General features: G+C 67.1%; 3 protein-coding genes and 1 pseudogene. 1 reads left to right on the plus strand and 3 read right to left on the minus strand.

Features of this window, described 5'->3' with window-relative positions:
• A partial coding sequence (locus PFH44_RS25120) for an MFS transporter (RefSeq protein WP_283826508.1) occupies positions 1–695 on the plus strand: 695 nt, incomplete at its 5' end.
• Here PFH44_RS25120 and PFH44_RS25125 read toward each other — a convergent pair.
• The 3 genes and pseudogenes from PFH44_RS25125 to PFH44_RS25135 form a co-directional block, all read right to left on the minus strand.
• Positions 692–2299 (minus strand): cyclic peptide export ABC transporter, encoded by a 1608-nt coding sequence (locus PFH44_RS25125; protein ID WP_283826509.1) that lies wholly within the window; start codon positions 2297–2299, stop codon positions 692–694. The genes PFH44_RS25120 and PFH44_RS25125 overlap by 4 nt on opposite strands.
• Before the next feature lie 40 nt (positions 2300–2339).
• Positions 2340–4316 (minus strand): Fe(3+)-hydroxamate ABC transporter permease FhuB, encoded by a 1977-nt coding sequence (gene fhuB / locus PFH44_RS25130; protein WP_283826510.1) that lies wholly within the window; start codon positions 4314–4316, stop codon positions 2340–2342.
• Positions 4309–4524, minus strand: a pseudogene (locus PFH44_RS25135) (iron-siderophore ABC transporter substrate-binding protein); the annotation flags it as partial. The pseudogene PFH44_RS25135 and the gene fhuB, both read right to left, overlap by 8 nt.

Raw genomic sequence — 4524 nt, forward strand, 5'->3', positions numbered from 1 at the left:
GGCCGGCTCATTCCTTCGGCATGGCCTTCATTGCCCGGGGGGCGGTGGCGGCGGTTTCGGCGCTGGTGCTGCTGGGGGTCAAGTCCGCGGAGCCGGTGGCCCAGGCGCGGAGCGGCGGCCGCCCGCTCGGGGATATTGTGCGCCAGCCGGGTTTTGCCCGCACGGTATTCAGCGGGGCGGTGGCCTACATGGTGATGAACTTCCTGATGACCGCCGCGCCGCTCTCCATGCACCTGCACGGGATTTCACAGCAGGCGTCGAACCTCGGCATTCAGTGGCACGTGGTGGCGATGTACGGCCCCGGCTTTTTTACCGGCAGGCTGATCGCCCGCTTCGGAGCCGGACGCATTAACGCGGCGGGGCTGGCGCTTCTCGCGCTGTCGGTGCTGGTTGGGCTGTCCGGCACCGAGGTGATGCACTACTGGGTATCGCTTATCCTGCTGGGCATCGGCTGGAACTTCGGCTTCACCGGCGCCTCGACGCAGATTATGGATTTCCACCGTCCGGAAGAGAAAACCCAGGTACAGTCGCTGAACGACTTTATCGTTTTCGGTGTGATGATGGTGGGGGCCTTCGCCTCCGGCGCGCTGATGAATCTCTTTGGCTGGAACGCCGTCCTCTGGGGCTCGCTGGTCCCGGTAATGGCGGCGCTGGCGGCGCTGCTGTTCGGCGCGCGCGCCAGGCGCCAGCACTAAAGCGGGTCAGCCTGGACGATGCGCCCCGACTCCAGCTTGATGATGCGGTCCGCGAGGTGGAAGTAGCGATCGTCATGGGTGATGGCGACGATGGTTTTGCCCTCGGCCTTCAGCATCGGCAGGAGCTCAAGATAAAACACCGCCTTAAACTCCGGGTCCTGATCGGCCGCCCACTCGTCGAACAGGTACAGCGGGCGCTCCTCAAGCCACGCCTGCAGCAGCGCCAGCCGCTTGCGCTGCCCCTGCGACAGGGCGGTGGTTGAGAAGCGTCCCTCGGCAAAGCGGACCTTGTGCTGCAGCTTCAGGAGCCGCAGCAGATGGTTAACCTGCTCCGTCGTGCGTTCGTGGACAAACGCCACGTCGTCGAAGAGGAAAAAGTCGTTAAATACCGCCGAAAACAGCTGGCGGTAGCCCTCCTGCCGATCGCCGGCAAGGGCGCGGCCGTTGAGCACGATCGCGCCGCTATCCGGCGGATAGAGCCCCACCAGCAGGTTGGCGAGGGTGGTTTTACCGCTGCCGTTGCCGCCGACGATAAACACCAGCTCGCCCGGGGAGAAGCGCATATCGAGCGGGCCGAGGGTGAAGCTTTCCCCATCTTCCCCCCGGTATTGATAGCGAATGGCTTCCAGCGCCAGGGAGCGAAAGGGCTCCGCGGGCAGGGGGCGCTGCGGCTGCTCCGGCGGCAGATCCTCGCGCAGCTGCTGTACCCGCTGCAGCGCGACCCTGGCGCTGGCGAGGGTCGGCAGCGACGACAGCACGCCCTCCACCGGCACAATCATATACAGAAATATCATCACGTAGCCGGTGATGGTCGCGGGCTCGAGCGTCAGCAGGTCGCGCAGGCCGAACAGCACCAGGCCGATAAAGGCGAAGAACAAAATGCTGCCCCAGCTGGTGGCGAGCCCGTACAGCACGTAGCCGCGGGTGCGCTGCTGGCGCACGGCCTCGATATTATCGGCCAGCTCGCCGGCGACGAAACGGCGGCGGCGGTCGGCGTTAAGGCGATATTCGCGTCCGCCGTCGAACAGCTTTTTGCACTGCTGAATCAGGGTATCCTCCCGCAGCCGCGACTGGCGTAGCAGGCCCATGGCCCGGCCGTGCGCGGCGCGGTAGCCGAGGCTGCCGAGGGCGATGGCCGCCAGCGCCAGCCCGAGAACGCTGACGGAGAGGGTGGCGAGATAAACCAGGCAGCCGGCGATCACCGCCCCGTAGATGAACAGGTTGGGCAGGCTGACGAAAAACACCACCAGGGTGTCGAGGTCCTGAGTGAGCACCGATATCGTTTTGCTCATCCCGGACTTCTCCAGCTGCAGCCAGCGGGTTTCGCTGACCTGGCGGGTCAGCTCGCCGCGCAGGCGCGCCTTCACCCTCTGGCCGAGATACATAAAGGTGGTCTGCGAGATAACGCGGGTGGCCAGCATCAGCAGCGCCAGCAGCGCAAACTGCACGCCGGGCCCGAGCCAGCGGTCGGTCTGCGGCAGCGTCAGGCTGTGGTTAATCATCGCCAGCAGCGAAGCGTTGCTAAAGCCGCTAATCAGCCCGGCGACCACCGCCAGCAGCAGCCAGCCGCCGACCATTCGAAATAAAACCAACAACACCGACATGTGAAATTCCTTATTCATTACTCACAATGCGTTATGCGAATTAACGATGGGCCCCGGGACGGATCAGCGGCCAGACCAGCAGCGGAACGCCGATAAGCGATGCCACCAGCCCAACCGGCAGCTGGCGCGGATAGAGCGCGTTGCGCCCCAGCCAGTCGGCGACCGTCATAATGACCGCCGACAGCAGCGCCGCGGCGTACAGCTGCGCCAGCGGCCCCTTGACCCCGAGCCGGCGCGCCAGATGCGGCCCCAGCAGGCCAATAAACGACACCGGGCCCACCAGCAGGGTCGCCAGCCCGGTCATCACCGCCGCCAGCACCAGCACGCCCAGGCGGGCGCGGGGCAGGGAAACGCCCAGCGAACCGGCGACGCCGCCCAGCGGCAGCAGCACCAGCCAGCGGCGAAACAGCGGCGCCAGCGCCAGCAGGATCAGGGTGGCGATAAACAGCACCTGCGCCAGCGGGGCGCTGATGTAGTAGGTGCTGCCGGTCATCAGCGGCAGCAGCACCGCGCTGGCGGCAAGGTTATTGAGCATCACGATGCTCACCGCCGCCTGACAAAGGGCGTTCAGCGCCAGGCCGTTGAGCAGCACCCGCTGCGGATTAAAGGCGCTGCGGCGGCTGTTCCACATCGTCAGCAGCAGGCTGATCAGCGCCCCGGTCAGGCTGCTGAGCAGCAGAAAAGCGCTTCCCTGAGTGGGGAACAGCAGAATATAGGCCGTCACCCCCATCGCCGCGCCGCCGCCGATGCCCAGCACTTCCGGACTGGCCAGCGGGTTGCCGCTCACCCGCTGCATCAGGACTCCGGCGGCGGCCAGCAGGGCGCCGGCGCTGATGGCAGCCAGCAGACGGGGGATCCGCAGCGGCAGCAGCTGCGCCAGCTCGCCGCGGGTCGCCCAGTGCCAGTGGCTTATCCCGTGGCCGAGGAACAGCGAAATCACGACGGCCGCCGCCAGCGCCAGGGCCACCGCCCACGGGATCCAGCGGCCGGCGGGCTGCGCCGGGATCAGCGGCGGCGGGGAGGTATCAATCCCGTGCTGGCGGGCGTGGCGCGCCAGCAGGATCAGCAGCGGCCCGCCGGTTAGCGCGGTCAGCATCCCCACCGGCAGCAGCTGGCCGTTGAACAGCGAGACCTTTGATACGCAGAGGTCGGTAAACCACAGCAGGCCGGCGCCGGTCAGCGCGCTGTGCAGCATCAGTTGGCGCGAGGTGCGGGCGCCGCCAAAGCGCGCAAGGTGCGGCGCGGCGAGGCCAAGAAAGCCAATCACCCCGACGGCGTTGATAATCACTGCGCTCATCACCAGCGCCAGCGCGACCGCGGTGCCGCGAATGCGTAGCGGCGAGGCGCCGAGGCCGCTGACCATCGTCTCCGGCAGCTGCAGCAGCTCCAGCGGGCGCAGCAGCAGGGCCAGCAGGAGCGCGCAGAGCGCCAGCCACGGCAGCAGCGCCAGCAGCAGATGACCATCTTCCTGCGCCAGCGAGCCGCCGCCCCACATCAGGACGGTCAGCAGAAAGCGGTCGTTGACGATAGCGATCAGCATCGTCAGCGCCCCGCACCACAGGTTGATCATCATGCCGGCCTGAATCATCACCAGCGGGGAGAGGCGCTGACGCCAGCTCAGGAGCAGCACCAGCAGCAGCGCCGCCAGCTCGCCGCCGATAATCACCGCCATTCGCGGCCCGCCGGTCAGCGCCGGCAGCCACAGCGATGCCAGCCCCATCGCCAGGGTCGCGCCCGAGGTCAGGCCGAGGGTCATCGGCTCCGCCAGCGGATTGCGCAGCGCGCGCTGCATCAGCCAGCCGCAGAGCCCGAGGGTGGCGCCGCTGACGATGGCCATTCCCTGACGTGGAAGCCACATGCCGTGCAGGATAATCGCCTGCGGCAGCGCGTTTTGCGCGCTAAATAGCGCATGAAATCCGCCCTGATGCAGCACGTCGCTGGCCGCCAGCAGCAGGGAAATCAGCCACAGCGCGGCGATAACGCCCCACGACAGGCGTCGGGAAAAGGGTTCAGGCATCGCGCCACCCCGCCATCAGCTGGCTGAAAATATCGGCAAAGCGCCCGGCGGTAATCAGGGCTCCGGCGTCGCTGATGGGCTGCTCGATCAGCCCGATCGGGTAGCGCGAGGTCAGCGGCAGGCTCTGCCAGAGCGGGCTTTGCCGCCAGCGGGCCACCGCGTCGCGCCGATCTTCAGCCACCAGCAGGATCAGCCGCGCGTCGAGGGG

The sequence above is a fragment of the Klebsiella sp. Ech2A genome, assembly GCF_030078455.1.
Lineage (GTDB): Bacteria > Pseudomonadota > Gammaproteobacteria > Enterobacterales > Enterobacteriaceae > Klebsiella > Klebsiella terrigena.

Excerpts from the sequence above, each read along its gene's own strand:
- PFH44_RS25125 (WP_283826509.1), bottom strand. The coding sequence starts at position 2,299 with ATGTCGGTGTTGTTGGTTTTATTTCGAATGGTCGGCGGCTGGCTGCTG.
- fhuB (WP_283826510.1), bottom strand. The coding sequence starts at position 4,316 with ATGCCTGAACCCTTTTCCCGACGCCTGTCGTGGGGCGTTATCGCCGCG.